General features: G+C 69.5%; 26 protein-coding genes and 1 other RNA gene. 17 read left to right on the top strand and 10 right to left on the bottom strand.

Features of this window, described 5'->3' with window-relative positions; all coding sequences use genetic code 11:
* Positions 1–22: 22 nt before the first annotated feature.
* From C8E87_RS07805 to C8E87_RS07790, 4 genes are all read left to right on the top strand, one after another.
* Positions 23–880 carry a Nif3-like dinuclear metal center hexameric protein gene (locus tag C8E87_RS07805; protein WP_133872460.1) on the top strand — a complete coding sequence of 286 codons (858 nt, stop codon included), beginning with the start codon at positions 23–25 and terminating at the stop codon, positions 878–880.
* Positions 877–1,611 carry a zinc ribbon domain-containing protein gene (locus C8E87_RS07800; RefSeq protein WP_133872459.1) on the top strand — a complete coding sequence of 245 codons (735 nt, stop codon included), beginning with the start codon at positions 877–879 and terminating at the stop codon, positions 1,609–1,611. The genes C8E87_RS07805 and C8E87_RS07800 overlap by 4 nt, the downstream gene beginning before the upstream one ends.
* Entirely contained in the window at positions 1,608–2,705 is a 1,098-nt protein-coding gene (locus tag C8E87_RS07795; protein WP_133872458.1) for a bifunctional RNase H/acid phosphatase, read from the top strand. Before C8E87_RS07800 ends, C8E87_RS07795 begins: the two co-directional genes overlap by 4 nt.
* A 127-nt stretch (positions 2,706–2,832) precedes the next feature.
* Positions 2,833–4,113: a glycoside hydrolase family 18 protein gene (locus C8E87_RS07790; protein ID WP_133872457.1), complete on the top strand. Its 1,281-nt coding sequence runs from the start codon at positions 2,833–2,835 to the stop codon at positions 4,111–4,113.
* Positions 4,114–4,166: 53 nt separating this feature from the next.
* Here the strand turns inward: C8E87_RS07790 and C8E87_RS07785 are convergent, their stop codons facing one another.
* Positions 4,167–4,973: an SAM-dependent methyltransferase gene (locus C8E87_RS07785; protein WP_133872456.1), complete on the bottom strand. Its 807-nt coding sequence runs from the start codon at positions 4,971–4,973 to the stop codon at positions 4,167–4,169.
* 202 nt (positions 4,974–5,175) lie between these two features.
* Between C8E87_RS07785 and C8E87_RS07780 the strand changes: the two genes are divergently transcribed.
* The 3 genes from C8E87_RS07780 to C8E87_RS07770 all read left to right on the top strand — a co-directional run bounded on the left by C8E87_RS07780 (position 5,176) and on the right by C8E87_RS07770 (position 7,707).
* The gene (locus C8E87_RS07780) at positions 5,176–5,403 is read left to right on the top strand and encodes a DUF3311 domain-containing protein (RefSeq protein WP_133872455.1); all 228 of its coding nucleotides are present in this window, start codon (positions 5,176–5,178) and stop codon (positions 5,401–5,403) included.
* A 4-nt stretch (positions 5,404–5,407) separates the two neighbouring features.
* Positions 5,408–7,054, top strand: coding sequence for a monocarboxylate uptake permease MctP (gene mctP / locus C8E87_RS07775; protein WP_133872454.1), 1,647 nt, complete (start codon positions 5,408–5,410; stop codon positions 7,052–7,054).
* Between the two features lie 68 nt (positions 7,055–7,122).
* Positions 7,123–7,707, top strand: a complete 585-nt coding sequence (locus C8E87_RS07770; protein ID WP_133872453.1) for a class I SAM-dependent methyltransferase — start codon at positions 7,123–7,125, stop codon at positions 7,705–7,707.
* Here the strand turns inward: C8E87_RS07770 and C8E87_RS07765 are convergent.
* A complete protein-coding gene (locus C8E87_RS07765) occupies positions 7,690–8,064 on the bottom strand; it encodes a VOC family protein (RefSeq protein ID WP_239080678.1) in 375 nt (124 codons plus the stop codon). The two genes, C8E87_RS07770 and C8E87_RS07765, sit on opposite strands and share 18 nt — an antisense overlap.
* A 278-nt stretch (positions 8,065–8,342) precedes the next feature.
* Between C8E87_RS07765 and C8E87_RS07760 the strand changes: the two genes are divergently transcribed.
* Positions 8,343–9,488 carry an MFS transporter gene (locus C8E87_RS07760; protein ID WP_133872451.1) on the top strand — a complete coding sequence of 382 codons (1,146 nt, stop codon included), beginning with the start codon at positions 8,343–8,345 and terminating at the stop codon, positions 9,486–9,488.
* Here C8E87_RS07760 and C8E87_RS07755 read toward each other — a convergent pair.
* Both C8E87_RS07755 and C8E87_RS07750 read right to left on the bottom strand, forming a co-directional pair.
* Positions 9,485–10,342 (bottom strand): aminoglycoside phosphotransferase family protein, encoded by an 858-nt coding sequence (locus C8E87_RS07755; RefSeq protein WP_133872450.1) that lies wholly within the window; start codon positions 10,340–10,342, stop codon positions 9,485–9,487. The genes C8E87_RS07760 and C8E87_RS07755 overlap by 4 nt on opposite strands.
* A 30-nt stretch (positions 10,343–10,372) precedes the next feature.
* The gene (locus C8E87_RS07750) at positions 10,373–10,585 is read right to left on the bottom strand and encodes a hypothetical protein (protein WP_133872449.1); all 213 of its coding nucleotides are present in this window, start codon (positions 10,583–10,585) and stop codon (positions 10,373–10,375) included.
* A gap of 199 nt (positions 10,586–10,784) precedes the next feature.
* Between C8E87_RS07750 and C8E87_RS07745 the strand changes: the two genes are divergently transcribed.
* Positions 10,785–11,105, top strand: coding sequence for a hypothetical protein (locus tag C8E87_RS07745; RefSeq protein WP_133872448.1), 321 nt, complete (start codon positions 10,785–10,787; stop codon positions 11,103–11,105).
* Here the strand turns inward: C8E87_RS07745 and C8E87_RS07740 are convergent.
* Together C8E87_RS07740 and C8E87_RS07735 are read right to left on the bottom strand one after the other, a co-directional pair.
* Positions 11,102–11,731, bottom strand: coding sequence for a hypothetical protein (locus C8E87_RS07740; protein WP_133872447.1), 630 nt, complete (start codon positions 11,729–11,731; stop codon positions 11,102–11,104). The two genes, C8E87_RS07745 and C8E87_RS07740, sit on opposite strands and share 4 nt — an antisense overlap.
* Positions 11,732–11,976: 245 nt before the next feature.
* Positions 11,977–12,939 (bottom strand): glycoside hydrolase family protein, encoded by a 963-nt coding sequence (locus C8E87_RS07735; RefSeq protein ID WP_133872446.1) that lies wholly within the window; start codon positions 12,937–12,939, stop codon positions 11,977–11,979.
* Positions 12,940–13,125: 186 nt separating this feature from the next.
* On the opposite strand from C8E87_RS07735, the gene C8E87_RS07730 reads away from it, so the two are divergent.
* Genes C8E87_RS07730 through C8E87_RS07700 form a run of 7 tightly spaced genes read left to right on the top strand, consistent with a single transcriptional unit; the run spans position 13,126 to position 20,050 of the window.
* Complete coding sequence (locus C8E87_RS07730) at positions 13,126–14,145, top strand: LacI family DNA-binding transcriptional regulator (RefSeq protein ID WP_133872445.1); 1,020 nt, start codon at positions 13,126–13,128, stop codon at positions 14,143–14,145.
* A gap of 55 nt (positions 14,146–14,200) precedes the next feature.
* Complete coding sequence (locus tag C8E87_RS07725) at positions 14,201–15,790, top strand: FAD-dependent oxidoreductase (protein ID WP_133872444.1); 1,590 nt, start codon at positions 14,201–14,203, stop codon at positions 15,788–15,790.
* 16 nt (positions 15,791–15,806) lie between these two features.
* The gene (locus C8E87_RS07720; protein WP_239080679.1) at positions 15,807–17,048 is read left to right on the top strand and encodes an ABC transporter substrate-binding protein; all 1,242 of its coding nucleotides are present in this window, start codon (positions 15,807–15,809) and stop codon (positions 17,046–17,048) included.
* Positions 17,045–17,986 carry a carbohydrate ABC transporter permease gene (locus tag C8E87_RS07715; RefSeq protein WP_203720993.1) on the top strand — a complete coding sequence of 314 codons (942 nt, stop codon included), beginning with the start codon at positions 17,045–17,047 and terminating at the stop codon, positions 17,984–17,986. The genes C8E87_RS07720 and C8E87_RS07715 overlap by 4 nt, the downstream gene beginning before the upstream one ends.
* Positions 17,976–18,800: a carbohydrate ABC transporter permease gene (locus C8E87_RS07710; protein WP_133872443.1), complete on the top strand. Its 825-nt coding sequence runs from the start codon at positions 17,976–17,978 to the stop codon at positions 18,798–18,800. Before C8E87_RS07715 ends, C8E87_RS07710 begins: the two co-directional genes overlap by 11 nt.
* A gap of 50 nt (positions 18,801–18,850) precedes the next feature.
* Positions 18,851–19,393 carry an NUDIX domain-containing protein gene (locus C8E87_RS07705; RefSeq protein ID WP_239080680.1) on the top strand — a complete coding sequence of 181 codons (543 nt, stop codon included), beginning with the start codon at positions 18,851–18,853 and terminating at the stop codon, positions 19,391–19,393.
* A gap of 54 nt (positions 19,394–19,447) precedes the next feature.
* Positions 19,448–20,050: a hypothetical protein gene (locus C8E87_RS07700; RefSeq protein ID WP_133872441.1), complete on the top strand. Its 603-nt coding sequence runs from the start codon at positions 19,448–19,450 to the stop codon at positions 20,048–20,050.
* Here the strand turns inward: C8E87_RS07700 and C8E87_RS07695 are convergent.
* Positions 20,016–20,615 carry a P-loop nucleotide/nucleoside kinase family protein gene (locus C8E87_RS07695; protein ID WP_133872440.1) on the bottom strand — a complete coding sequence of 200 codons (600 nt, stop codon included), beginning with the start codon at positions 20,613–20,615 and terminating at the stop codon, positions 20,016–20,018. The genes C8E87_RS07700 and C8E87_RS07695 overlap by 35 nt on opposite strands.
* Before the next feature lie 87 nt (positions 20,616–20,702).
* The gene (locus tag C8E87_RS07690; RefSeq protein WP_133872439.1) at positions 20,703–21,467 is read right to left on the bottom strand and encodes a sulfite exporter TauE/SafE family protein; all 765 of its coding nucleotides are present in this window, start codon (positions 21,465–21,467) and stop codon (positions 20,703–20,705) included.
* A 26-nt stretch (positions 21,468–21,493) separates the two neighbouring features.
* On the opposite strand from C8E87_RS07690, the gene rnpB reads away from it, so the two are divergent.
* Positions 21,494–21,903, top strand: an RNA gene (gene rnpB, locus C8E87_RS07685) — RNase P RNA component class A.
* A gap of 28 nt (positions 21,904–21,931) precedes the next feature.
* On the opposite strand, the gene C8E87_RS07680 is transcribed toward rnpB, so the two are convergent.
* Together C8E87_RS07680 and C8E87_RS07675 are read right to left on the bottom strand one after the other, a co-directional pair.
* A complete protein-coding gene (locus C8E87_RS07680) occupies positions 21,932–22,840 on the bottom strand; it encodes a threonine/serine dehydratase (RefSeq protein ID WP_133872438.1) in 909 nt (302 codons plus the stop codon).
* Between the two features lie 10 nt (positions 22,841–22,850).
* Positions 22,851–23,909: a type I glyceraldehyde-3-phosphate dehydrogenase gene (locus tag C8E87_RS07675; RefSeq protein WP_133872437.1), complete on the bottom strand. Its 1,059-nt coding sequence runs from the start codon at positions 23,907–23,909 to the stop codon at positions 22,851–22,853.
* Positions 23,910–23,918: the final 9 nt, after the last annotated feature.

Here is a 23,918-nt window from a genome sequence, read left to right as displayed (position 1 = left end):
AAGCCCGATAGAGTTGGCGGCCGTGACCGACACTGCCGCCGCACCCACCGTCCTCGACGTGGTCGACGCCCTCGACCGGCGCTACCCGCGGGCCTGGGCCGAGTCGTGGGATCGCGTCGGCATGGTGCTCGGCGACTTCGAGCACCCGGTCCGGCGCGTCCTCTGCGTGGTCGACTGCGTGCCCGAGACGGTCGAGCAGGCGCTCGACGAGCGGGCCGACCTGATCGTGGCCCACCACCCGCTGCTGCTGAAACCGGTCTCGTCGGTCGCCCCCGACACCTACAAGGGCCGCATCATCCACCGGCTCATCCGCCACGACATCGCGCTGCACTGCGCCCACACCAACGCGGACGTGGCCAACCCGGGTGTCTCCGACGCGCTCGCCGCGCGCCTGGGCCTGCGCGACCTGCGCCCCCTCGTGCCGGCCACCGGCGCCGCCGAGGGCGAGGGCCGGGGCATCGGCCGCATCGGCGCGCTGGCCGAGCCGATGGACCTGGCCGAGCTCACCGGCTTCGTGGCCACCCGGCTGCCCGCCACGGCGGCCGGCGTGCGGGCCGCGGGTGCCCCCTCCCGAGTCGTCCGCACGATGGCGGTCTGCGGCGGCGCGGGCGACTCGTTCCTGGCCGACGCGACCCGGGCCGGCGTCGACGCGTACCTCTGCGCCGATCTTCGCCACCACCCGGCGAGCGAACATCTCGCCGCCCAGGGCCCCGCCCTGCTCGACGTCGCCCACTGGGCCACCGAACGTCCGTGGCTCGACGACGTCGCGGCGTGGCTGCGCGACGAGCTCGGCGTCGAAGCCATCGTGTCCGATCTGGACACGGATCCCTGGACCGTGCACGCCAGGAAAGACCCCGAAAAGAAGGAGCCCCTGCCGTGAAGGCCTCGCCGGAAGCCCAGCGCCGACTGCTCGACCTGCAAGCCGTCGACACTGCCCTGGCCCAGCTCGCGCACCGGCGTAAGTCGCTGCCCGAGCTGGCCGAGATCGACGCCGTCGTACGGGAGATCTCCGCGCTCGAGGACGAGCGGGCCCGGGCCCAGGTCGCCGTGGACGACCTCGAGCGCGACATCAGCCGTTTCGAGAAGGACATCGAGCAGGTCCGGATCCGCAAGGAGCGCGACCAGTCCCGGCTCGAGGCCGGTGGCGCGCTGCGCGAGATCGAGGGCCTGCAGCACGAGCTGGCCACGCTCAACCGCCGCCAGTCCGAGCTGGAGGACGCCGAGCTCGAGCTGATGGAGCAGAAGGAGACCGCCGACGCCACCCTGGCCGAGGTGCAGCAGCGCATCGACGCCGCTGTCGGGCGTCGCAACGAGGCCGAGCGCCGGCGCGACGAGGCGTACGCCGAGATCACCAAGGAGCAGGAGTTCAAGAACTCCTCCCGGGGTCCGCTGGCCGCCGACCTGCCGGCCGACCTGGTCGCGCTCTACGACAAGATCCGGCTCGACTCGGGCCTGGGGGCGGCGCTGTTCCAGTCCGGCCGCTGTGGGGGCTGCCGCATCGAGCTGTACGGCGCCGACCTGGCCCGGGTCAAGGCGGCCGGCCCCGACGAGGTGGTCCGCTGCGAGGAGTGCCGGCGCATCATGGTCCGTACGAAGGAATCGGGTCTGTGAGGGTTGTTGTCGAGGCCGACGGCGGGTCCCGGGGCAATCCGGGTCCGGCCGGCTACGGCTCGGTGGTGCGCGACACCGACGGCCAGGTGCTGCTCGAACGGCAGGGCTCGCTCGGCGTCACGACGAACAACGTGGCCGAGTACACCGGCCTGGTCGAGGGGCTGAAGGCGGCCCACGAGCTGGGCGCCACCGAGGTCGAGGTGCGGATGGACTCCAAGCTCGTGGTCGAGCAGATGTCCGGCCGCTGGCAGATCAAGAACGCCGGGCTGCGGCCGCTCGCCGCCGAGGCCGCTCAGTGGGTGGCCCGGTTCGGCCAGGTGACCTTCGAGTGGATCCCGCGGGAGCGCAACAAGGCCGCGGACGCCCTGGCCAACCGGGCCATGGACGAGGCCGCGGGCAAACCGGTGGCCGACCGCGCCGAGCGCGAGGTGATCACACCCACCGCGCCGAGGTCGTGGGCGCCGCCGTCGCTCGAGAACGCCACGCGCCTGATCCTCGTGCGGCACGGCGAGACGGCTTACACGCAAGAAGGTCGTTACTCGGGTCGCGGTGACATTCCGCTGTCGGAGCAGGGCGAGGCCCAGGCGATGGCGGCGGGGGGCCGGGTGGCGGGGCTCGCGCGTGACGTCACGGCCGTCGTCAGTTCGCCGCTGACCCGCTGCGTGCGCACCGCCGAGCGCATCTCGGACGAGGTCGGCGCGGTGCCGGTGACGATCGTGGACGACCTGATCGAAGTGGATTTCGGGCTGTGGGAGGGCCTGACCTTCGCCGAGGTGCAGGAGCGCTGGCCGGACGAGATGACCGCGTGGCTCGGCTCGACCAGCGTCGCTCCGCCGGGCGGGGAGTCGTTCCAGGCGGCCGCCAAGCGGGTGCGTGGCGCGATGGCGACGGTGCTTTCCTCGTACGGGGGTGGGGTTGTGGTTGTGGTTTCCCACGTGTCGCCGATCAAGCTCATCCTGCGTGATGCGCTCGCCGCTTCCGACGCCTTCCTGCATCGGCTGTTCCTCGATGCGGCCGGAATCTCCACGATGGATGTGTGGCCCGATGGGAACATAGCGGTGCGTTCCGTCAACGAGACTTCCCATCTGCGCTGACTGCTTCCTACGTCCACCACCCCACCCGCCGTCCGAAACACGACTGAAGGCATTGCCTCCAGGGTTCGAGACGTTTAGCTTCCTCGATTAGGAAACTTTCTTCAACGTTTTCGGCCCTGGAGGGCTCATGCGCGTTACTACCCGGCGCCTCGTCGCCGTGGCGGCCGTGGCCGCGGTGGCGTCGACGTTCGCCGCGACACCCGCACAGGCGACGGTCAAGCCGTACGTCAAGGTCGGCTACTTCACCCAGTGGGGCATCTACGGCCGCGACTTCCAGCTGGCCAAGGTGCAGAAGTCCGGCGCCGCGGCCCGGCTCACCCACATCAACTACGCGTTCGGCCCGGTCACCGCGGACGGCGTCTGCGCGTCGGCCGACGCCTGGGCGGACTGGCAGACCCCGTTCTCGGCCGAGAACAGCGTCGACGGGGTCGCCGACGTCGAGGGCCAGCCGATCGCGGGCAACCTCAACCAGATCAAGGAACTGAAGGCCAAGAACCCGAAGCTGCGCGTGCTGATCTCGCTCGGCGGCTGGACCGGCTCGAAGTACTTCTCGGACGCGGCCCTCACCGACGCGTCCCGCAAGAAGCTCGTCTCGTCCTGCGTCGACCTGTGGATCAAGGGCAACCTGCCCGGCCTGCCCGCCGGGGTGGCCGCCGGCATCCTCGACGGCGTCGACCTCGACTGGGAGTGGCCGGGTTCCGAGGGCGAGGCCGGCAACGTCATCCGGCCCGAGGACAAGCAGAACTTCACGCTGCTGACGGCGGAGTTCCGCAAGCAGCTGGACGCCCTCTCGCGCACGACGAAGAAGCGCTATGACCTGACGGCGTTCCTGCCAGCCTCGCCGGTCAAGGTCGACGCCGGCTTCGAGGGCGAGATCTTCAAGTACCTCGACTTCGCCACGGTGCAGGGCTACGACTTCCACGGCTCCTGGGAGTCCCGCACCAACCAGCAGTCGGCGATCTTCGTGCCGAAGGGCGCCCCGGACAACCCCGACTTCTCGTCCGAGGTCGCCATCAACAAGTGGATCTCCGTCGGCGCGCCGCGCAGGAAGCTGGTGCTCGGCCTGCCCTACTACAGCCAGGGCTGGACCGGCATCACCGCGCCCGGGAACGGCCTGTTCGCCCCGGCCACCGGCCCGGCACCGGGCGTGTTCGCGGCCGGCACCGAGGACTACAAGACCGTCAAGAACCTGCCCGGCTTCAAGGTCTACCGCGACCTCAAGGCCGGTCACTCCTGGCTGTTCGACGGCAAGACCTTCTGGACGTACGACGACCCGGCGATGATGCTCGAGAAGGCGCTCTACATCCGGGCCAAGGGCCTGGGCGGCGCCATGATGTGGTCGCTCGACGGCGATGACGCCAACGCGTCGCTGACCAAGGCCGTGGCGACCGGCCTCTGGACCCCGTGAACAACGGAGGTGCGGTGCGCCACCTTTGCGCACCGCACCTCCGTACGGGGAAATCAGGGTTTGCGGCCGACCGCGCAGTACTGGGCGATCGCGGGAGCGGCCGCGGCCTCGGCGTCGGGCTTCCAGCGGGTCACCGGCACGACGCCCGGCTCGACCAGCTCGAGGTCCTGGAACAGGCCGGCGATCCGCTCGGGGCTGCGCAGGTGGTATTTCGGGTTGGCCGACACGTTCCAGATGCGGGTGGCCTCGACCACGTCGGCGTTGGTGTCGGAGCCGTCGTACATGGCCAGGTAGCTGCCCGGAGCCAGTTTCGACAGGAACCGGTCGATGATCGACTTGGCCTCGTCGTCGCTCTCGATGTGCCCCAGGATGCCCATCATCATGAGCGCGACCGGCTTGTCGAAGTCGAGGGTCTCCGACGCCGCGGCCAGGATCTTGTCGGGGTCGCGCAGGTCGGCGTCGACGTAGTTGGTGACCCCCTCGGGGCTGCTGGTCAGCAGCGCGCGGGCGTGGGTCAGCACCAGCGGGTCGTTGTCGACGTAGACGATGCGCGCCCGCGGGTTGACCAGCTGGGCCACCTCGTGGGTGTTGTCGGCGGTGGGCAGGCCCGTGCCGACGTCCAGGAACTGCGTGATGCCGGCGTCACCGGCGAGGTAGCGCACCGCCCGCGCAAGATACTTGCGGGACATCCGGGCGTACTCGGCGAGATGCGGCAGATTCGCGATGATCTGGTCGCCCACGGCCCGGTCGGCCGCGAAGTTGTCCTTGCCGCCGAGCAGGTAGTTCCAGATCCGGGCGGTTTGCGGAACGTTCATGTCCAGCGCGTGTCCGCCCTGGTCGACCACCGGCTCCTGAGCCATCCGACACCCTTTCACCCGACCGCGTCCTCAGTGGGCACTGATCGTACTCTGCCGGGCCGCGCACGTATCGAGCCGCCGCGATCTGCGGGGTTCACCGTTGGGCGCAGTTCGTAAACCGCTCGGCGCACGGTGATCGCTTGTAACGGACGTGTGTCGTTAGCGTAACTGTGACCGTCTCCACAGTTACGAGGAGGTACGGCTGATGGCGGACCCCGACACGCCGAAAGCAGTGCCCACGACGCGCAGCGACCGCAGCCCCTGGAACTGGCTGCTGGCGATACCCATCGTGCTGCCGCTGCTGACGCCGTTGTACAACCACGACTCCCCCCGGTTGTGGGGCTTCCCGGCCTTCTACTGGCTGCAGTTCCTCTTCATCCTCGTCGGCGTGGGCACCACCACGATCGTCTACCGGATGACGAGGAAGCGGTGATCCGATGAGCGACCACATCACCGAGATCGTCATCTTCACCCTGCTGTTCCTGCTGGTCAGCGGCATGGGCTTCGTCGCGGCTCGGTGGCGGGCGCCGAAGGACATGGAACACCTCGACGAGTGGGGCCTGGGCGGCCGCAGCTTCGGCGGGTGGATCACCTGGTTCCTGATCGGCGGCGACCTCTACACGGCGTACACGTTCGTCGCCGTGCCCGCCCTGATCTTCGGCGCCGGCGCTGCCGGGTTCTTCGCGGTCCCGTACACGATCATCATCTATCCGCTGTTCTTCCTGATCCTGATCCGGCTGTGGTCGGTGTCGCACCGGCACGGCTTCGTCACCCCGGCCGACTTCGTCCGCACCCGGTTCGGCTCGCCCACGCTGGCGCTGCTGGTGGCCATCACGGGCATCGTCGCCACCATGCCGTACATCGCCCTGCAACTCGTCGGCATCGAGGCCGTGCTCAAGACCATGGGCGTGACCGGCGAGAGCCTGCTGGCCCGGCACGCGCCGATCATCATCGCGTTCGCGATCCTGGCCGCGTACACCTATCAGTCGGGCCTGCGGGCCCCCGCGCTGATCGCCTTCGTCAAGGACACGCTGATCTACATCGTGATCCTGGTGGCGGTCATCTATCTGCCCTACAAGCTGGGCGGCTGGGGCAGCATCTTCGACGCGGCGCAGGCCAAGTTCGACGCGACACCATCGCCCAACGACGGCATCCTGCTCAACGCCGGCAACCAGATGCAGTACGTCACCCTGGCCCTCGGCTCGGCGCTGGCGCTGTTCCTCTACCCGCACAGCGTGACCGGGGTGCTGGCCGCCAAGAACCGCAACGTGATCAAGCGGAACATGTCGGCCCTGCCGGCCTACAGCTTCCTGCTCGGCCTGCTGGCGCTGCTCGGGTACGCGGCCATCGCGTCCGGCGTCAAACCGATCACCGACCCCGCCACCGGCAAGGTGGACAGCAACACGGTCGTGCCGCTGCTGTTCGACATGCAGTTCCCGGCGTGGTTCGCGGGCGTCGCGTTCGCCGCGATCGGCATCGGCGCGCTGGTCCCCGCCGCGATCATGTCGATCGCCGCGGCCAACCTGTTCACCCGCAACATCTACAAGGAGTACCTGCGCAAGGACGCGACCCACGCCCAGGAGGCGCGAGTCTCGAAGATCACGTCCCTGGTGGTCAAGGTCGGGGCGGTCGCCTGCATCGTCTTCCTCGACCCGCAGTTCTCCATCGACCTGCAGCTCATCGGCGGCATCATCATCCTGCAGACCGCGCCGGCGGTGGCGCTCGGCCTGTTCACCCGCTGGCTGCACCGCGGCGGGCTGATCGCGGGCTGGATCGTCGGCATGGGCCTGTCGATGTGGATGCTGTGGCAGATCCCGAACGCGGCGACGGGCCGGGCCCACTTCGGCGGCTCGGCGTTCCCCCTGTCCGACTTCGGCTTCGACACCAAGCGCACGATCTACGTGGGCTTCGTCACCGTGATCGTGAACCTGCTGGTGGCGGTGATCGTGACGCTGATCCTGCGGGCGGCCAAGACTCCCGACGGCGTGGACGGCACCACCCAGGACGACTACTACGCCGACGAGGGCGACCCCCGCGTCGACAAGGACGTGGCTGCGACCGTCGAGCACCAGTCCTCCACCTGAACCTGGCCCGCTCCTGAAGGCGCCGCGCCCCTCGTCCCGGCGCGGCGCCTTCGTCTTTACTGGTGTTCGTGACCACGAGGGACTGGGTGCGCTGGCACGACGAATACGACATTCCGGGCTCTTCGCTGGCCCGGCGGCTCGAGGTCGTACGGGGCTTCCTGCGCCCGTTGCTCGATCGCCCGCGCCGCGTGATCAGCATGTGCGCCGGCGACGGGCGTGACGTGCTGCCGCTGCTGCCCTCCGGTTCCCGGGCAGTGCTGGTCGAGTGGGATCCGGCGCTCGCCGACCGGGCACGGCAGTCGGCTCCTTCGGGCGTCACGGTGGTGACCGGCGACGCGGGCATCACCGACCCCTACGCCTCCGTGGCGCCCGCCGAGGTTCTGCTCGCTTGCGGCGTCTTCGGCAACATCCCGTACGCCGACACGTGCCGCACAATCGAGGCCCTGCCCACGCTGCTGACCCCCGGCGGCACGGTGGTGTGGACCCGAGCCGGCTCCGGGGCCGCCGAGGTGCGCGACGCCTTCGCCCGTTCCGGTTTCGAGGAACTGGCCTTCTCCGAACCGGCGGACGCCCGTTTCCGCGTCGGCCTGCATCGCCTGCGCCGGCCCGCGAAACCGTTTGCCGCCGGCGTTCGCCTATTTACCTTCGTCTAGTTCGCTTTCATCGAGATACAGGCAGAACGGGTGCCCCGCCGGGTCGAGCATCACCCGCACAGAGGCCTGTGGCTGAAAGCCGGCCACGGTTGCCCCGACACTTACCGCATGCGCCACCGCCTCCTCCAGATCGTCGACCTCGATCTCCAGGTGCATGCTCATCTGCGGTTGCCCGTCGACGGCCGGCCAGACCGGCCGCACATACTTTTCCTCGGTCTGAAACCCCAGGTTGAACCCGGCCTGCTCGGACGGCGCGACGGCGCCGCCGAGCCCGTTCTCGGCCGGATAGAACTTCCAGTCGAGCAGCCGCGAATAAAACCGCCCGAGGGCCACCCCGTCCGGCGCGTCCAGCGTCACGCCCCACCATTGCTTACGCCTGCGAAGCGGCACAACGCCCCCATTCCCATCACTAACCGGCCTCCAGCCATTCAACCGACATTCCTACCCGTACGCGACCCCCACACCACCGGATTTCCGCGCCCAACCGGAAAAGCGCGGCCAACGTCGCATCCTGATCGGACAGACAGTCGATTTCCGCTGACCGATCGACGCCCCGAGTCGCGGCGGAGCTTGTTTGCCTCGTCGTCGCAGGACGGGCCGGAGGCGGCCACGTCATAGGCCTTACTGTCGGGGGCGTGATCAGTACTGAGGTCGGGGGGTTGCGGCGGGCGCGGGTGGCGACGTCGGCGGTGTTCGCGGCGCACGGGGCGGTGACGGGGACGTTCGCGGCGCGGGTGCCGTGGATTGCCGACCACGTGGGAATCGGGCCCGGCGGGCTGGGGATCGCGCTGCTCATGCCCGGCGTCGGGGCGCTGCTCGCGATGCCGTTGTCGGGCCGCCTCGTGCACCGCTTCACCCTTCGTTCCCTCGTACGCGTCCTCATGCTCGCCTGGGTCGCCGCGCTGATGCTGCCGTCGCTGCCGACCTCGTTGTGGCTGCTCTGCGCCTCGCTGGTGATCTACGGAGCGGCCGCCGGGCTCGCCGACGTGGCCATGAACGCGCACGCCGTCCTGGTCGAGGAGCGGTACGGGCGGTCCGTCATGTCCGGTTTCCACGGCTGGTGGAGCGTCGGCGGGCTGGGCGGATCGGCCATCGCCGTGGTCGCGGCCCGCGAAGGGCTCGGCGCGCCCACTCACTTCGCGATCACGGTGGCCGCGCTGGCCGTCTTGGTGCTGGCCGCGTCGCTGTGGATCGTCCCGCACCGGCCCGCCCCGAACCTCGAGGAACCCCCGGCGTTCGCGCTGCCCAGCAAGGCCGTGCTGCCGATCGGGCTGATCGGTCTGTGCGCGGTTTTCGCCGAGGGCGCGAGCCTCGACTGGGCCGCAGTCTACGTCCGTGACCTGCTGAATCACCCCGCCGCGACGGCCGCCGCCACCGTGTCGATCTTCTCGGTGTGCATGGCGGTCGCGCGTTTCGGCGGCGACCGGGTGGTGCACAAGATCGGTCCCGTCATGACCGTACGGATCAGCGGCGCGCTCGCCACCGCCGGCGCGCTCCTCATTGTGCTGTTCGATTCCGTCGTGCCGGTCATCGCCGGTTTCGGGCTGCTCGGCGTCGGGATCGCGGTGGTGGTCCCGCTCGTTTTCGCGGCGGCCGGGCGCAGCAGCGAACATCCGGGGCGCAGCATTGCCGGGGTGGCCGGAATCGCGTACGGGAGCGGTCTGATCGCCCCCGGGATCATCGGCGGAATCGCGCACGTGTCGTCGCTGACCGTATCGTTCGGCGTCATTGTCGGGCTCATGGTCGTGATGACGTTCGGCGCCCCGGTTCTGCGACGCTAGTCGAGCATCGGCTCCAGAAAACGGGCCACGTCGAGGGCTCGGGTGCGGGCCTGGCCCGACGACTCCACCGTCCACAACTCCGACAAGACACCCATGACATAGCCCCAGGCGATGACCCTTTCCTTTTTCTCGTACGCGGCGAGCATCTCGATCCGCCGCGGAACGAGCTCGAGGAGTTCCGGGTCACGCCGTTCCGGATCGGGGTTGTAAAGCATCGCCCCACCGTCGTACCCGGGGTCCCCGACCCATCCGTGCGGGTCGATGGCCAGCCATTCGCCGTCGCGTCCCCGCAGCACATTGCCGTGGTGCAGATCCCCGTGCAGAACGGTCTCGCGCGTCGCGCTGTCGCACAGGTCGTCGAACAATTCCGCCGCCCGGTCGACCATGCGCCGCGGAATCGGACCCTCGCGGTACCGCTCGAAACCCCCGCGAAGGTTACGCAGGTGCGGAAGGTCGGAGTTCTTCCCCCGTACGCGGTGAAGCCTTCGGCCCACCTCGACGAGCGTTGCCTCATCGTCGACCGTCAATGGCGTGCCCGGTTCGGCCCGCTCGATCAGAAGCGCGCCCTTGGCAGCGTTCTCGGCCAGCAGCCATACGGCGCCCTCCCCGTCGAACACCCGCAGAGCTTCGGCCTCGGTGTCGAGATGTCCGTCGGGTACGCCCAGTTTGAGAACCGCTCCGGTGCCGTCGGCGCGTTCCGCCTCGGCCACCCAGTGAAACGTCATCGGGTAGGTCCGCAGAACCCGTACGCCCCATTCCGCCGCCACCTCAGCGATCAGCGCGGGCAGGTCGGCCAGCCAGCGTTCGCCATCCGCACCCCAGTTCTCCACCACGTTGCGCGTCAAGGTCCGCATCACTCGATCATTTCGCGGATTCGCGCTCTTTCAACGCTTCCGGCGCAGGGCGATCGCCGTGGTGAGGTAAGCGACTGCGAGCAGAGCCGCGGCCGAGCCGAGCACGATGCTGAGCCAACCGCCGTCGCCCGCCATCAGCACGATCGCCTGGGTGGCGGCGAGGAAGGCCCAGAAGCCTCCGAGGATGAATCCCTGCTCGGCCGTGGTCGCCACGTGCCACCAGGGACGCCGTGGTTCCGTCATGCGTCAAGTCTGCTCAGCCGGCAAGGCTCCGCGCGCCCACCGCCTGTCCACAATGTTCGCCTCTGATCGGCGCGTATCACACAGTTGGCGGCCACGGCGGCTTGTCCACAGGCCGGGGCGTTGTCCACAGGCGGCTCATCGGCGCCGGCGCGAAAAGCCGCCGATGAGCAGACTGGGCGCAGCACTCGAAGGAGGTCACATGGCCTGTCAAGGACCACTGCTGCGTGACGACATCGCGCCGGGCACGGTTGAGGCCTCGCGCGCCCGGCGGGGCGGTTGGACGCGTGAGACCCTGGCCGAGTGGGGCGTGCCGTGGCCGCCGCCGGCCGGTTGGCGAGAACAGTTGCGGCGCAACTGGGAGAATCGCATGGCTCGCTTGGCCGTCACGGCGGGCGAACGGGCACTACGCGCCGAGAAACGTGCGGCTCGACGCGGGTCCGACCCCCTTTCGGCGGCAGGGCCGGCGCTGCTCGGCACGCCGCCCGGTCTTGGGGTCGTGGCTGCTGGACGCGCCGCCTAGTGGCGGGGTCGGCGCTGCTCGGCGAACTGCAGGACCAACTGGGCGGCGAACTCGATGGCGGCTATCCGCACGGCGAGCGCCCGGGTCGGGTGGGGGTGGCCGCTGCGGGTCAGGCCGGCCAGCCACCGCTTCTCGAGCCGGCGGCGGCCGACCATCGCCCCTACGGACAGTGCCACGACGGCCGCGCCCATGGCTGCCCTGCGTTTGTCGTACGGGATCTCGATCTTGTCGCCGATCCCCAGCAGATCCGACGCGTCCAGCAAACCGTGCGATGCCCTGCTCGCGTCTGTGTTGCCGGCCGCCTCATCTGCTGGGGCCGGGTCGGCGGCCGGGTGGGTGGCGTCCGCCGAGCCGGTCAGGTCCGGGGCCGCGATGCCGAGCGCGTTGGCGGAACCGGGTGCGATCAGCCGCAGATCCACCTGTGCGTCCGGCGGCGAGGCCGGCGTGTCCGAGGAGCGTGACGGCTGGGAGATGACGTATCCGACGCCGCTCACCAGGGCGGCCGCGCCGAATCGGGTCAGCCGCCGCCGAGCGGGGGAGAGCTCGCCGGCGGCGATCCAGGTTCCGCTCAGGGCTGCTTGCAGGGCAGCCATGGCCAGGGCACGCGGGTACGAGACGGTCGCCATGAGCCGACGGTAGCCGTGCGGGGCAACAAGATCGGGCCGTGGCCGCGCAGGGCCGGGTCGGGCCTGGCCGTGCGGGGCAACAAGATCGGGCCGTGGCCGCGCGGGGCCGGGTCGGGCGTGGCCGCGCGCGGCAACAAGATCGGGCCGTGGCCGCGCGGGCAGGGTCGGGCGTGGCCGCGCGCGGCAGCGAGCAGCGGATGGGGTGTGCCGGGCGGCCGGGCCGGGACCGGCGCGGGTGAACAGGGTCAGGCGGCCCGGGCGATGCAGATGCGGGCGTTCAGCCGGGGCCCGGCCTCGTAGAACATGTATTGCACGCCGCCGTCGGTGCCGAAGGAGGGGGCTGCGGCGCGGCCGTTGTCGGAGGCCGCGGGGGAGTAGAAGACGCCCAGGTGGTTCTCGCGGTCGAACGACGGCCCCACCTCGGTGAGACGCATCTTGCCGTCGTTGCCGTGGTAGGCGACGTACACCGTGTTGTTGCGGAACACCAGCGACGGCCCCGAGATGTCGGTGAGGCCGTCCGGTTCCGGGTTGACCAGGGCGGTCTGGGCGAACTGCCAGCCGTCCCAGCCGTTCGGCGACCAGCCGTGATAGATGCGCCGCTTGCCGGCGAGCACCCCCATGTAGACCATCGTGTACTTGTTGCCGCGTCCGGGCAGCGTGTGTTCGAAGACCCGGGCGTACGAGGTCTCGCTCAGCCCGGACACGAGGCGCGTGCTCAAAATCGGGGTCTCGTCGCGGAAGGTCAGCCCGTCGGACGATCGGGCCACGCGGGTCGTGTTGTTCTCGCCGTGGAAGTAGAGGAAGAACTGTTTGGTGGCCGCGTCCCAGGTCACGTGCGGTGAGGACACGTGCGAGACGGTCGTGCTGGGCAGCACGTTGTCGATGATCGGGTTGTTCGAGTACTCGGAGAACGGCCCGTTGAGCGAGTTGGCCCCCGCGACGCAGATGCCGCCGGGCTTCTCGTGCGGGGCGTAGTACAGGTAGTAGCGGCTGCGGGCGCCGCTGATCTTGTCGTAGACGCCGCGGATGCACGGGAAGATGAACTCCCCGGTCGGGTTGTAGCTCAGCGGCGTCTTGAGCGCGTCACGCAGATAGGTGTAGGTGGGCATGCCCGCGGGACCGGCGGCCTGAGCCGCGGCGGGCATGGCGCCCACGCCGGCGAGCCCGGCGAATCCGGCAACTCCGCGGAGAAGTGCGCGTCGTTCCATGGGTTGACCTCCGAGGGGGACGAGGCGAGCGGGGATGTCACGAAGTTTCACCACCGTTAACGACGCCGGTCAAGGTGCTAATACCTATTAGTGCAGGCGTTTTGCTTGACGGCCGCCGATCGTGTGCCCCACGATCGGTGCACGTTTGTTAATGCGTATTAGCGGCGTAACAGAGGAGACTCCGACATGCCGTCCAGCAACAGGCGGGTGACCCAGCAGGACATCGCCCGCATGACCGGCGTCAGCCAGACGACCGTGTCGATCGTGCTCAACGAGCGCGACGACGCCGCCGTCCGCATCGCGCCCGAGACCCGGGAGCGGGTGCTCGCGGCCATCCGGCGTACGGGTTATGTCGCCGACCCGATCGCCCGCCGCCTGGCCGCCCAGCGCAACCGTTTCCTCGGCGTCTTCACCTACGAGCCGGTGTTCCCGGCCGGGCTGGGCGACTTCTACCACCCGTTCCTGGTCGGCATCGAGGAGTGCGCCGAGAGCATCGGCTGTGACCTGCTGTTGTTCACCAGCGCCCCGGTCGTCGACGGGCGGCGGCGGATCTTCTCGTCGGACAACCGGCTGCGCCTGGCCGACGGCTGCATACTGCTCGGCCGCTGGCTCGACCCGGAGGAGTTGTCCCGGCTGATCGCGGAGGGTCAGCCGTTCGTCAGCGTGGGCCGTCGCGACGACGCCGGCGGCCCTGTCCCCTACGTCGGCGCCGACTATCCGGCGGCCACCGCGGCCCAGGTACGCCGGGCCGCCGAGCTGGGCCATCGCAAGATCGCGTACGTGGGGGAGGGCGGCGGGCCCGAGTCGCACGCCGACCGTTTCCGCGGCTTCACATCAGCTACCAAGGAGGCCGGCATCTCCGGCGTACATGTAAAAGCGGACGAGTCACCACTGGAGCGCATCCTCGCCGAGGGCTGCACGGCGGTGTTCGTCGAGGAGTTCGCCGACGGCGCGCTGCTCGCCGACGAAGCGAAGAGGCGGGGTCTCGCCGTACCGGATGATCTGTCCTTTGTGGCCCTCGGTGACCCGACGCGGCCCGCGAGCACGGATCTCGACTTCACGGGTTATCGGATCCCGCGGCGCGAGATGGGGTGGCAGGCCGTCGAGGTGCTGTCGGCGATCCTCGAGGGCGCGGGTGGCGACGTGCAGCGGCTGCTGCCGTGCGAGCCGGTGGCCGGCGCGACCCTGGCGGCGCCTCATGCCTGACAGAAGCGAAATGTCCGAAGCGGGCAAGGGGTGGAAGAGGGGTGCCGGCCGCGAGATGCACACAGAGGTGCTGGTCATCGGCGGCGGACTCGGTGGAGTGGCGGCGGCCCTGGCGGCCCTGCGCGCCGGCCGCCGGGTCCTGCTCACCGAGGAGCACGCCTGGCTCGGCGGCCAGCTGACCAGCCAGGCCGTGCCTCCCGACGAGCACAGCTGGGTCGAGCGCTTCGGCGTCACGGCAAGCTACCGGGCTTTGCGCGACGGCATCCGTGACTACTACCGCGCGAACTATCCGCTCACCGACCGCGCCCGCCGCACCCGCGACCTCAACCCCGGCGCCGGGCACGTCAGCCGCCTCTGCCACGAGCCGCGGGTGGCCGTGGCCGTGATCGACGCGATGCTCGCCCCCTACCGTGGGTCAGGCCGCCTGACCGTCCTGCAACCCGCAGTGCCGATCGCCGCCGAGACCGACGGTGACCGGGTCACGGCCGTGACCGTCCGCCACCACGGCGACGAGATCGTGCTGTCGGCGCCGTACATCCTGGACGCGACCGAGACCGGCGAGCTGCTGCCCCTGACCGGCGCCGAGTACGTGACCGGCGCCGAGTCGCAGGCCGAGACCGGCGAACCCAACGCCCCCGCGATCGCGAACCCGGCCAACATGCAGGCGCTGTCGGTGTGCTTCGCCGTGGATCACGTCGACGGCGATCACACCATCGACAAGCCCTCCGCGTACGGGTTCTGGCGTGAGTACCAGCCCGAGTTCTGGGGCGCGCGCATGCTGTCGTGGCAGACCCCCAACCCCCGTACGCTGCAATTGTCCACCCGCTCGTTCACCCCGAACCCGGACGACGACCCGTGGCTCGTCGACGCCGACCAGCGGGTCAACCCCGGTGACGGCAACCTGTGGACGTTCCGCCGCATCGCCGCCCGGCGCAACTTCACCGACGGTCACTACCCGAGCGACATCTGCCTCGTGAACTGGCCGATGATCGACTACTTCGAGCAGCCGTACGTGGATGTGCCCGACCCCCGCGAGGTCGAGAACCGGGCCCGTGAACTGTCGTTCTCGGTGCTCTACTGGCTGCAGACCGAGGCGCCGCGGCCGGACGGGGGCACGGGCTGGCCGGGGCTGAGGCTGCGCGGTGACGTCACCGGCAGCACGGACGGGCTCGCGATGGCCCCGTACGTGCGGGAGGGCCGTCGCATCCGGGCCGAGTACACGGTCGTCGAGCAGGACCTGTCGTTGCGGGTCAGGGGCGACAAGGGCGCGGTCTCGTACGCCGACTCGGTCGGTGTCGGGATGTACCGCATCGACCTGCACCCGTCCACGGGCGGCGACAACTACATCGACGTCGCCAGCTGCCCGTTCGAGATCCCGCTCGGCGCCCTGATCCCGCAGCGCGTCGAGAACGTGCTGCCCGCCGGCAAGAACATCGGCACCACCCACATCACCAACGGCTCGTACCGGCTGCACCCGGTCGAGTGGAACGCGGGGGAGGTGGCGGGCGCGCTTGCCGCTTTCTGCCTCGGCCGTTCCGTCTCGCCGCGGGCCGTGCGTAACACCCCCGAGCTTCTCACCGAATTCCAGAACCACCTGAGCGCCGACGGCGTCGAGCTGCGCTGGCCCGACATCAGCGGTTACTGAAAGGAGCACCCCCGTCGTGAGACGTCTACTCTGCGGAATAGCCACGGTCGCCCTGCTCGGTTCGCTCACCGCCGCCTGCGGTGGGGGCGACGACAGCGGTTCCGGTGGCCCGATCACGTTGCGCATGACCACCTGGTCGTCCAACCCGGCGCACGTGCAGCTGTTCGACTCGATCGCCGCCGACTACAAGACCAGCCACCCCGACGTCACCATCAAGTTCGACGCCCTGCCGCTCGACAACTACACCACCACGGTCACCACCCAGATCGCGGGCGGCAACGCGCCCGACATCGCGTGGATCCTCGAGGGTTCGGCGCCCGACTTCGTGGCGTCCGGCGCGCTCGAACCGCTCGACGACAGCATCGAGAACGCGGCCGACCTGGCGCCCGCGGCCACGGCCCTGTGGCAGCAGGACGGCAAGCTCATGGCGTACCCGTTCTCGACCTCGCCGTTCGGGGTCTTCGTGAACACCGACCTGCTCAAACAGGCCGGCGTCACGATGCCTGCCGAGTGGACCTGGGAGAACGCGGTCAGCGCGGCCGCGGCCGTGGCCCGCAAGACCGGCAAGCAGGGCCTGGTGATCCGCGACTTCGACTACAAGGACTGGACGAACCTGGCCACCGTGTTCCGCGGCTGGGGCGCCGAGGCCTGGACGGCCGACGGCAAGACCTGCGGCTTCGACCAGCCGCCGATGGTCGACGCCATGACGTTCCTGCACAAGGCGATCTTCACCGGCAAGGCGCTGCCCGCCCCCGGGGTGGCCGCCGACTTCTTCGCCGGCGAGTCGGCCATGACGATCGCGCAGATCTCGCGGGCGTCGCTGCTCAAGGAGGACGGGTTCGGCTGGACGCTCGTGCCGCTGCCGGCCGGGCCGTCGGGGGAGTACTCGGTGATCGGCCAGGGCGGCCTCGGCGTCCTGAAGAAGGGCAAGAACGCCGCCGCGGCCGCCGAGTTCGTCAAGTTCTTCACCAGCCCCGCCAACAGCGAGAAGCTCGCCCAGTTCTTCCCGCCGCCGCGGAAGTCCCAGCTGAACGCCGAGACCCTGGCCAAGGCGAACCCGCTGCTCAAGCCCGACCAGCTGCAGGACGTGGTCATCGACGGCATCGCGGCCGGCGTCGTGAAACCGAGTCACACCGGCAGCGCCGAGATCAACCAGGCCGTACGGGCCGGTCTTGATCCTCTGTGGAAGCCGGGCGCTGACATCTCCGGCGTATTGCGCGGCGTGTGCACGGCCATCACGCCGCTGCTCGCGAAATGACCGTGGTGATGGACCGGGCTGCCGAGGCCCGGTCCGCGCCTCCCCGGCGGCGCGGCTTCTGGACCACCCGGCGGCGTGATCAACTGACCGCGTACGTGTTCATCACGCCCGCGCTGCTCGGTTCGCTGGCGTTCGTCTTCCTGCCGCTGGTGCTGGTCGTCTGGTACAGCCTGCACGAATGGAATGTCCTGGCCGACACCTTCAATTTCGTCGGCGCGGAGAATTACCGGAAGCTGGCCGACGACCCCAATGTGCCGGCCGTGCTGCGGGCGACCGCGTTCTTCTCCCTCGGCCTGGTCGTGCTCAACCTGGGGCTGGCGTTGCTGCTGGCCGTCCTGCTGAACCAGAAACTGCGCGGCACCACGTTCTTCCGCGTGCTGTTCTTCTCGCCGGTCGTCGTGTCGCTTCTCGCGTGGACGATCGTGTGGGGTTTCCTTCTGCAGGACAACGGCGGCATCAACGGCTTGCTCGACGCCATCGGAATCGACGGCCCGAACTGGTTGCGCTCCGGCGGCACGGCCATGGCCGCCGTGGTCATCGTCCAGGTCTTCAAGAACGTCGGCCTCAACATGGTGCTTTTCCTGGCCGCGCTGCAAGGCGTTCCGCAGGAGTTGTACGAGGCCGCGAGAACCGACGGCGCCGGCCCGTGGCGCGTTTTCCGCAGCATCACGCTGCCCCTGATCAGCCCCACCGTTCTGCTCACATCGATCATCACCGTGGTCGGTTCCCTGCAGGTCTTCGCCCAGATCAGCGTCCTGACCCAGGGCGGCCCCGGCACCTCCACCACGGTTCTCGTCTATTACCTGTACCAGCAGGCGTTCCAGTTCCACGCCTTCGGCTACGGCGCGACCCTTTCGGTGCTGCTGTTCCTGATCGTGCTGGCCCTGACCGTTCTGCAGTGGCAGATGCGCAAGAGGTGGGTCTTCCATGAGCATTAAGACCAAGCTTTTCCTGTACGGGGTCCTGCTCGTTCTCTGTGTGCCGTTCGTGTTCCCCACCTGGTGGATGATCACGAGCTCCTTCAAGCCCAACGCCGAGATCTTCTCGCCGTCCCTGCTCCCTTCCTCGTGGAGCCTGGAACCGTGGCGGCAGGTCTTCGACATGCAGCCGTTCGCCCAGCAGTACTGGAACAGCGCGTACATCGCCGTGGTCGTCACCATCGGCACCCTGGTCGTTTCGTCGATGGCCGGTTACGCCTTCGCCCGCATCCGTTTCCGCGGCCAGAACGCGCTGTTCCTCGTCGTCCTGGTCGGCCTGCTCATCCCCAGCGAGGTGACGATCGTCCCGCTGTTCCGCATCTTCAACAGCCTGGGCCTGGTCGACACCCATTGGCCGCTGATCCTGGTGCCGATGCTGGGCCCGCCGAGCGTGCTGGCCACGTTCATCATGCGCCAGTTCTTCATCACCCTCCCCGGCGAACTGGAGGAAGCCGCCCGCATGGACGGCCTGGGCCGCCCGGCCATCTTCCGCCGCATCGCGCTGCCCCTGGCCCGTCCCGCCCTGGGCGCGGTCGCCATCTTCACCTTCCTGCACAGCTGGAACCTGTACCTGGAGCCGGTCGTCTACATCTCCTCGCAGACGAAATACACGCTGCCCCAGGCCCTGACCCAGTTCACCGACGCCTACCAGGGCCAGCTCTGGAACGTCCAGCTCTCGGCCGCCTCGATGACCGCCATCCCCGTCCTGATCGTCTTCGTGATAGCCCAACGCCAGTTCATCGAGGGCCTGGCCCACACCGGCCTGAAAGGCTGACCGCCTCACCGCGCGAGGAGATCTGAGACCATGCTCGGATGCTGGCGTCGGTGAGGCTTGTGCACGAGGTGGTTGATCAGCTCCAGCCCGGCGACGTCCTCGAACGTGAGCATCGCGAGCAGGTGCTCGACTGGCTGAGCAGCACCGACGACGTCTTCCGGCGGGTCAAGCCGGCCACCCCCGATCAGCACCTGGTCTCGTACGTGGTGCCGGCCGACCCTCGCGACGGCGCGATCCTGCTGGTCGACCACGTGAACGCCGGACTCTGGCTGCCGCCGGGCGGGCACGTCGAGCCGGACGAGGACCCGTGGCTGACCGCCGTGCGTGAGATCGACGAGGAGTTGGGGCTGGACGGCGCCGGGGTGTCGAAAGAGCCGGTGTTCCTGACCGTGACACGAACCGTCGGGATCGACCACGGGCACACCGATGTGAGTCTCTGGTACGTGCTGCCCTGCGACCGTGACCAGCCCCTGGTGGTCGATGCCGGCGAGTTCCACGGCGCACGGTGGTGGTCGCGGGACGATCTCGCCGCCGCCGATCCCGCGCGCTTCGACCCGCATTTCCTTCGCTTCCTGAGAAAGATTTCGGACTAAACCGACACAAGCGAAATGTCGGAGTTGACCGCCGCGGGGCCCGATACTGTGCCGATGACCGCAGCCGTCCACCCACCGACGACCGCAACCGTCCCAGCGCCGGAGTCCGCAACGGGCCATGCACCGGGGTCGGCGGCGGCCGTGTCGCCGACGCCCAGCGTTGTCGTGCCCGCGACGCCGGAGCCGGCCAAGGCGACCTGGACCGACGCCGACTACCCCGCGATGGGCTGGCACGACTGCCGCATCCACGGCCTCAGCCTGGCCGAGCACAGCGACGACGGCGCCCTTCCCCAGGTGCGGCTGCTGATCGACCTCGACTACATCGTGCGCTGGGCCGACCCCGTCGAACCCGGCCACCACCTCACCTTCTGGATCTCCCCGGCGACCCTCGTCTTCGACGGCGCGTGGGGCATCCGCGGCGAGTTCGGCCCGCTCTTCGAGCAGCTCGAGATCGCCGACATCCACCGCCTCGACCCCACGGACGAGCACCCCGAGCCGTCCTGGCACGTCGAGGGGCACAACTTCGGCTTCCACCTGCGTGCCCGCGGATTCCGCCAGCATCTGCGCAGCGCGCCCCGCCTCGTACCCCGGAAGGTTCTGACCTCGGACGAGCGCGGCGGGGTCAGCTTTGCCGAGCGCTCCTTCCAGCCAGGCTGAACCACTCGATCGCGAGCGCCGCCACCTCGTCGGGCGGCAACTCCGTGTTGTCGACACGCAGGTAGTCGTCGCGCCCCTCGAACTCCGTCGTCGAGTTCAGCTCGTACCGCTCGTCGATCTCGAGCAGGAGTGTCCGGGAGCGGTCGAGGTCACGCTTCGAGGCCTTCTCGGCCAGCCTGTCCTCGCCCGCGTTGCGTTTCAGCCGGACCTCCTGCGACGCCTCCAGCTCGAGGAACAGCACCCGGCCGCCCCGCTTCACAAACGGCTCGGCGTACCTCGTGACAGCCGCGCCGTCCTCCGGATGATCGAACGCCCAGACGTACGTGAACACGAGCCCCGGCAGCTCGCTGGCCGCCACTTCCTCGAACACTCCCCTCCGGAAGCTCTCGACCAGCCGCTGGAACGGCGGAGTGCCGAACTCGAAGAACCGCAGCACCGGCTCGATCGTCAGATGGTTGTGAAACACCCGGAACCCGGTGCGGGCCGCGATCGCGTTGGCCACCGTCATCTTGCCCACGGCAGGCGGCCCGATGACGAACAGCAGGATCGGCGGGGTGCTTCTCATGCGCGGAGCGTAGCCAAATCCGGCCCACCCCGGCTCCCCGTTTTCCCGCGCCTGTGGACAACTCCCGCGCCTGTGGACAACCGGCTCTCAGCTCAGCGCTCGGTAGAGCAGGAGCAGGCCGATGGCGGTGCCGAAGCTCACGATGATGATGCGCAGCACGTGCGAGGGGAGGCGCTGGGCCAGCCTGGCACCCGTGTAGCCGCCGAGGACCGTCGCCGGGGCCACGATCGCGACGGCCGCCCAGTTGACCGGGCCGAAGAACGCGAAGACCAGCAGCGTCACCAGCCCGACGGCGGCCGAGAGGACGTTCTTGAGGGCGTTGATCCGGTTCAGCGGCTCGTCGAGGATCAGAGCGAGCGCCGCCACGTACATGACACCCAGCGCGGCCCCGAAGTAGCCGCCGTAGATCGCTCCGACGAAGACGACGGCCTGCAGTGAGACGGCCGCCCGGCGGGGTGACATGGCGTGCGGGTGCCCGACCAGGCCGCGCAGCCGCTGCTGGAAGGCGAGCGTGGCCGCCGCCCCGAGCACCAGGAACGGCACGATCAGCTCGAACGCGCGGGCCGGCGTGAGCAGAAGCAACGCGCACCCGCCACCCGTGCCCAGCACGCAGGCCGGCAGGGTCGCGGTCACCCGGGCGCGCTGACCAGCGAGATCCGCCCGGCTGCCGATGACGCTGGAGACGTACCCGGGAAAGACCGACACGGAATTGGTGACGTTGGCCGCCACCGTGGGCAACCCGGTCGCGATCAGGCTCGGGAACGTGATCAGAGACCCGCCGCCGGCGATCGCGTTGACCGCCCCGGCCGCGACACCGGCCACGGCCAGCAGGACGACGTGTGCGAGATCCATGATGAGTAGAATGACCGGGCGACGGACGAGTCGGCCAGGCGGTCGCGTCGGCGTCCCTGAAGGGGGCGTCGCCGAGGAACGTCCGGACTCCGCAGAGCAGGGTGGTTGTTAACGGCAACCCGGGGCGACCCGCGGGACAGTGCCACAGAGAACAGACCGCCGGCCCCGCAAGGGCGCCGGTAAGGGTGAAACGGTGAGGTAAGAGCTCACCAGCACCCCGGGTGACCGGGGTGGCTAGGTAAACCCCACCCGGAGCAAGGCCAAGTAAGGCCGCTCACCGCGAGGCGAGCGGCCGGCGCAGGCGTTCGAGGGCTGCTCGCCCGAGCCTGCGGGTAGGCCGCAAGAGCCGAGCCGGCAACGGCCGGCCGAGATGGATGACCGCCCACGGCGACGAAAGTCGCCGGGACAGAATCCGGCGTACAGGCCGACTCGTCCGTCGCCCACCTGCCCAGCCAGTGTGTCCGCTACGCGAGGTCGGCCGGGTTTGTGTTCGCTCCGCACAGCAGCACAACCACTCGCTCGCCCGGGGCGGGTGCGTAAGCGCCCGAGGTCAGGGCTGCGAAGGCGGCTGCTGTGCCGTGTTCCACAGCCAGGCGGTAGTCGTCCCACAGGCGGCGTCGGGCGTCCACGATGGCCTGGTCGTCGACCAGCACGGAGTCGATGCCCGCAGCCATCTCGAAAGCGATCCGCCCCACCCGCCGGGCCCCGAGCGAGTCCGCCGCCACGCCCGAGACCGGGACGTCGACGGGGGCGCCGGCCTGCAGCGCCGAGTGCAGGGCGGAGGCCGTCGACGGCTCGACGGCCACGACGCGGTGGGTGGGGCCCAGGGCGGCGAGCACCCCGGCGATCAGGCCGCCGCCGCCCACGGCGACCAGCACGGTGTCGAAGCCGGCGGGGATCTGGTCGAGCAGGTCCAGGCCGAGGGTTCCGTTGCCGGCCACCATGGCGGGGTCGTCGTAGGCGTGGCAGAACAGCGCGCCCGTCGTCGACGCCCGCGCCAGCGCCGCCTCGTAGGCCTCCGCGTACTCGTTGCCGACCTGCACCACGTGGGCGCCGAGCTTGCCCAGTTTGGCCACCTTCACCGCGGGCGCTGTCAAAGGCACAAAGACCTCAGCCCGTACGCCCAACTCGCGCGCGGCGTATGCAGCAGCCAGGCCCGCGTTTCCGCCTGAGGCGGCGACGATGCCGGCGGCGGGCAGAGCGCCCGCGGCGAGGATCTGGTTGAACATGCCCCGGGTCTTGAACGAGCCGGCGTGCTGCGTGTGTTCGAGCTTGAACCAGACGCCGTCGTCGGCCCGCAGGACGGGGGTGTGGCGGATGCGGCCGTCGAGGCGGGAGGCTGCCGCTCGTACGTCGTCGATCGAGACACTCACCGGGTGAACTCTAGGCGATGCTCCACGACACCTGCCGTGACGTCACGGGCGTGCGCTCACCCACCAGGCGAGCGATGTCGAGTAATCGGTTCGAGAAACCCCACTCGTTGTCGAACCACCCGCGGACCTTCACTCCGCCGTCCGCGGTGGTCTGGGTGCCGGACGGGTCGAACAGGCACGATGCCGGGTTGTTCTTGACGTCGATCGACACGGTGGGGTCGGGGTCGTAGGCCAGGACCCGGCGCAGGGGACCGGCGGCGGCCTCGGCCATGGCCCGGTTGACCTCTTCGACGCTGACCGGCCGGTTGGTCTGCCCGGACAGTTCGGCCAGCGACCCGATGGGGGTGGGCACGCAGTAGTAGCTGTAGCGCATCTCGCCGATTTCGGGCAGCGCCACCCGCACCAGGTCACCGACCACGTAGTTGTGCGGGATGATGCTCTCGCCGGTGGCCCGGCCCAGGCGCGGGTCGTCGCGGGAGGTGCCGCTGAACGTGTCCTGCGGCTTCTGCCAGCCCTGCGTGGCCAGCACCACCGACGTGTTGACGCCCCGCAGCCCGAACCGGTCGAGCAGCACCTTGGCCATCGCGGTGAGGGCGTTCACGCCGCACGAGCCGGGGGAGACGACGTCGTGGCGGGCCGCGTCGTACGTGGTGTGGTTGGCCCCGTAGATCAGGAACGCGTCCGGGTCGTCGGCCGAGGCGCTGATCACGACCTTGCGCGCGCCGCCGTGGGTGATGTGGGTGCGGGCCGTCGTGCCGGCGCGGAACCGCCCGGTGGCCTCGATGACAACGTCCACGCCGGCGTCGGCCCACGGAATGCGTTCGGGCCGTTCATGGTGGAACGCGCGGATCGCACGGTCATTCACGACAAGGTGGTCGGGGCGGGCCGTCACGGTGCCCGGAAATGCGCCGCGAATGCTGTCCCGGCGCAGCCCATAGGCCATTTTCTCGGTCGAGGCAAGGTCGTTCACGGCGGCAATGGATATTCCGGGATCGTGCGTCGACGCCACTATCCGCGCGAGACTTCGGCCGATCCGCCCGAATCCGTTGATGCCGATCGTGACACTCATGGGATGGCT

The organism is Paractinoplanes brasiliensis (assembly GCF_004362215.1).
Taxonomy (GTDB): Bacteria; Actinomycetota; Actinomycetes; order Mycobacteriales; family Micromonosporaceae; genus Actinoplanes; species Actinoplanes brasiliensis.
The sequence above is the reverse complement of the archived record's forward strand: the minus strand, read 5'-3'. Positions and strand labels throughout refer to the sequence as shown.